This is a genomic window from Nautilia sp. (assembly GCF_053994455.1).
On record NZ_JBMYAU010000050.1, the window covers coordinates 1 to 4,515 of the forward strand.

Consider the following 4,515-nt stretch of genomic DNA (forward strand, 5'->3'; position numbering starts at 1 on the left):
TAAAGGTAAAACGGGAAGATTCAGACAAAACCTGCTTGGTAAAAGGGTTGATTATTCGGGAAGAAGTGTTATTGTTGTTGGGCCAAACTTAAGAATGGATCAGTGCGGTCTTCCTAAAAAAATGGCGCTTGAACTATTCAAACCGCATCTAATCGGAAAGTTGGAAGAAAAAGGTTATGCGACAACAATCAAACAAGCAAAAAGACATATCGAAGAAAAAACACCTGAAGTTTGGGAATGTTTACAAGAAGTTGTTGATCAGTATCCGGTACTTTTAAACAGGGCGCCGACACTTCACAAACTTTCAATTCAGGCGTTCCATCCGGTACTTATCGACGGAAACGCAATTCAGCTCCATCCGCTTGTCTGTGCGGCGTTCAACGCGGACTTCGACGGTGACCAGATGGCCGTTCACGTGCCTTTGAGCCAGGAAGCGATTGCCGAAGCGAAAGTTTTGATGCTCAGTTCTATGAATATTCTTTTGCCGGCTTCAGGTAAAGCCATTGCGGTTCCTTCTCAGGATATGGTACTTGGAATTTATTACATTTCACTGATGAAAGACGGGGTTAAAGGCGAGCATAAACTGTTTGCTTCCGCCGAAGAAGTGCTTGCGGCATTTGACGAGGGAGCGGTGGATTTACACGCGAAAGTAAAAGTAAAAGTTAAAGGTGAAGTTGTCGATACAACTCCCGGTAGAATGATTTTACACTCAATTGCACCTGATTTCGTACCGATTGAGATGTATAATAAAATAATGAAGAAGAAAGATATCTCAAACCTTGTGGATTACGTATATAAATACGGAGGACTTAAAGTTACGGCTGAATTTTTGGATAATCTTAAAAATTTAGGTTTCAAATATGCGGCAAAAGTGGGAGTTTCCATATCTGCCGCGGATATCGTTGTTCCGGAAGAAAAACAGGAAATTATCAATGCGGCGCTTGAAAAAGTTAAAGAAGTTCAGGAACAGTATAAAAAAGGTCTGCTTACGGATCAGGAAAGATACAACAAAATTATCGATATCTGGACAAAAGCGAACAACGATATTGCCGATAAACTTATGGAGCTTATGAAAAAAGACAAAGACGGATTCAACTCTATTTATATGATGGCCGACTCGGGTGCGAGGGGTAGTGCGTCTCAGATTAAACAGCTTGCCGGTATGAGGGGGCTTATGGCGAAACCTAACGGTGAAATTATCGAAACACCGATTATCTCAAACTTTAAAGAAGGTCTAAACGTACTTGAGTTCTTCATCTCAACCCACGGTGCGAGAAAAGGTCTTGCGGATACGGCTCTTAAAACGGCGAGTGCGGGATACTTGACCAGAAAACTTGTTGACGTTTCACAAAACTTCAGGGTAATCATGCAGGATTGCGGTACTCACGAAGGTATCGAAGTTACAGATATTGCGGACGGTTCTACGCTTGTTGAAAGTCTTGAAGAGAGAATTTACGGAAGAGTGTTGGCGGATGACGTTTACGATCCGATTACAAACGAAGTGCTTTATACCGAAGGTACGCTAATTACTGAAGAAGAAGCGAAAGAGATCGTTAGAAAAGGTGTAAAATCCGTAAAAATCAGAAGTACTTTAACATGTAAAGCGCCTAAAGGTATCTGTGCCAAATGTTACGGTATGAGTCTGGCTGAAAGAAGACTTGTAAAAGTCGGTGAGGCCGTAGGTATTTTGGCTGCTCAGTCAATCGGTGAGCCTGGAACACAGCTTACACTTAGAACATTCCACACAGGCGGTATTGCCGGTTCAACCCAGGAAGAGAGACAAATCGTAGCTGAAAAATACGGATATATCAGATACTATAATATTGAGACATACGACAGAGACGGCAAAAAAATCGTTGCAAACAGAAGAAACGCGGCGGTATTATTGGTTGAACCTAAACTTAAAGCCCCGTGCGACGGAATTGTAAGAATCGAAACGCAGCACGAAGAAGTGCTTGTTGAAATCGAATGTGACGACGGAAGCGTAAAAAGATACTCTTTAAGAAAAAACGATATCGTTAAGGGTACCGAACTTGCAGGTATTGCGGGTAAAACCGAAGGAAAACTTTATATCCCTTACAAAAACGCAAGGGTCAGCAAAGACGACGCTATAGTCGAAGTTATTAAAGAAGCATGGTATATCCCGCAAAGGATTCCATACGGTGCCGAGCTTAAAGTTGCGGATAACGAGCCGGTTCCTTTAAAAGTCGAGGCGAAAGCCAGCGGTATGGTTAAATATTATAAATTAAGCGGTGATCATCTTGAGAGAATTTACGATATTAAAGCCGGAACCGAAATCGGGTTTGACAACGAGTATAAAGGTCTGTTTGCCGTAATCGTTGATGAAAACGACAGGGAAGCGGACAGATACTATATAGTAAGAGGAAGTAAAATCCTTGTTGACGACAACGCTAAAATCAAATCCGGTGATTTAATCGCCGAGCCTATTAAGGGTGAAAGCAAAGTAATTGCCGAGTGGGATCCGTTTGCGAATCCGATTTTAGCCGAGGCTGACGGTGTGGTTAAATTCGAAGACGTTATCGACGGGTTTACGGTAACCACTCAGGTGGATGAATTAACGGGTGAATCAAGAATTATCGTAAAAGAGTATCTGCCAAAAGGTTATCAGCCGAGAATTCTTCTTGCGAATAAAGAAAAAATATTCGAATACGTGCTTGAGCCTAAAACGGTTATTCACGTTCAGGAAGGCGCCGAGGTTAAACAGGGGGACATTTTGGCCAAAACGCCGAAAGCCGTTGCAAGAAGTGCGGATATTACAGGGGGTCTTCCGAGGGTTAACGAACTGTTTGAAGCAAGAAGACCTAAATCGCCGGCAATTATCAGCGAAATTGACGGTTATGTGAAATTCGGAAAAACCGTAAGAGGTAAACAAAGACTGATAGTCGAAGGTGAAACAAGCGTAAAAGAATATCTTGTACCTCAGGACAGACAGATACTCGTACATGAAGGCGACTTCGTACACGCAGGCGAGAGACTCACCGACGGTATTATTTCAAGTTATGATATTTTAAACATCCTCGGTGAAAAAGCGCTTCAGCAGTATATTGTTGCGGAAGTTCAAAAAGTGTACAGACTTCAGGGGGTTAACATTAACGATAAACACATCGAACTTATCGTTAACCAGATGTTAAGACAGGTTAGAATCCTTGACAGCGGGGATACCAAATTTATCGAAGGCGACTTGGTAAGTAAAAAAATATTTAACGAAGAAAACGAAAGAATTAAAAAATTCGGCGGTGAGCCTGCAATTGCCGAGCCTATGCTTGTAGGTATCACAAGGGCTGCGATTCAAAGTGATAGCTTTATCAGTGCGGCTTCATTCCAGGAAACAACAAGGGTTCTTACGGAAGCGAGTATTCAAGGTAAGTTCGATTATCTTGAAGATTTTAAAGAAAATATCGTTCTTGGTAGGGTTGTTCCTGTCGGTACGGGTATGTTCTATCACCATGACAGGGATTTGAAACTTGATCACAGCAACGAATAATGCTCAAAAATCTCCTTTTTCCTTTTTTTTTCTTTTCCTTTTTGTCAGCTTACAGTTTTGTCGGAATTAATTTAAACGGTTCGTCGTTTTATACTGCCGGCGGAGGTTTTGGATTCAGTGTGGGGCGACAGGAAGGGAATAAAAGACTTTATTCAGATGTAGCTGCAATATCTTATGATGACAATTATTGGCTGAGTTATTATGCGATAGGGTTCGATTATTTTTTTACAGATGATCAATTGAAACCATATTTTGGAATGACGGCGGATTATGTTAGTATTGAAAATGATGAGAATAATTTTAAAGACAATACCGAAGGTTTTTCATTTAGAAGCGGTCTTTTATACAGTGTCAATGATTATTTTAATGTAAATTTTACGGGAGAAATAATTTTTTTAAATAATTACAAAAGCATAAAGAATATTAATTTAAGTTTGGAATACAAATTTAACAGAGAGGATATTGGTATTATATATTTTCCTTTTTAACAGGAAATATCGATTTGTAAAATCTCCTAAAATTTGATATTATTTCACACTAAAAAAGTTAGTAAAATCACAGAAAAAGGAAAGCTATGCCTACTATAAACCAATTAGTTAGAAAAGGTAGAAAACAGGTAATTAAAAAATCAAAATCACCTGCGCTTGTAAGTTGCCCTCAAAGAAGAGGAGTTTGCACAAGAGTATATACTACTACTCCTAAAAAACCTAACTCGGCTTTGAGAAAAGTTGCAAAAGTTAGACTTACTTCAGGTTATGAAGTAATTAGTTACATTCCTGTTGAAGGTCATAACCTACAAGAACACAGCATTGTGCTTGTTAGAGGTGGTAGGGTAAAAGACTTACCGGGGGTTAAATATCACATTGTCCGTGGTGCTCTTGATACTGCCGGTGTTAAAGGAAGAGTTCATTCAAGAAGTAAATACGGAACTAAAAAAGCTGACGCCGGTAAAAAATAATTTATTAAAAACAGCTAGTTAAATAAGAGGTATATAAGTTTTAGTTGGTTTT

3 protein-coding genes are annotated in these 4,515 nt (G+C 39.8%); all 3 read left to right on the plus strand.

Features of this window, described 5'->3' with window-relative positions; genetic code table 11:
- The coding region (rpoC, locus tag ACXJIE_RS03405) for a DNA-directed RNA polymerase subunit beta' (protein ID WP_456479576.1) at nt 1-3,505 on the plus strand (3,505 nt) is incomplete at its 5' end.
- The gene (locus ACXJIE_RS03410; protein WP_456479577.1) at nt 3,505-3,993 is read left to right on the plus strand and encodes a hypothetical protein; all 489 of its coding nucleotides are present in this window, start codon (nt 3,505-3,507) and stop codon (nt 3,991-3,993) included. The genes rpoC and ACXJIE_RS03410, both read left to right, overlap by 1 nt.
- An 86-nt stretch (nt 3,994-4,079) precedes the next feature.
- The gene (gene rpsL / locus ACXJIE_RS03415) at nt 4,080-4,463 is read left to right on the plus strand and encodes a 30S ribosomal protein S12 (RefSeq protein WP_456479578.1); all 384 of its coding nucleotides are present in this window, start codon (nt 4,080-4,082) and stop codon (nt 4,461-4,463) included.
- Nucleotides 4,464-4,515: the final 52 nt, after the last annotated feature.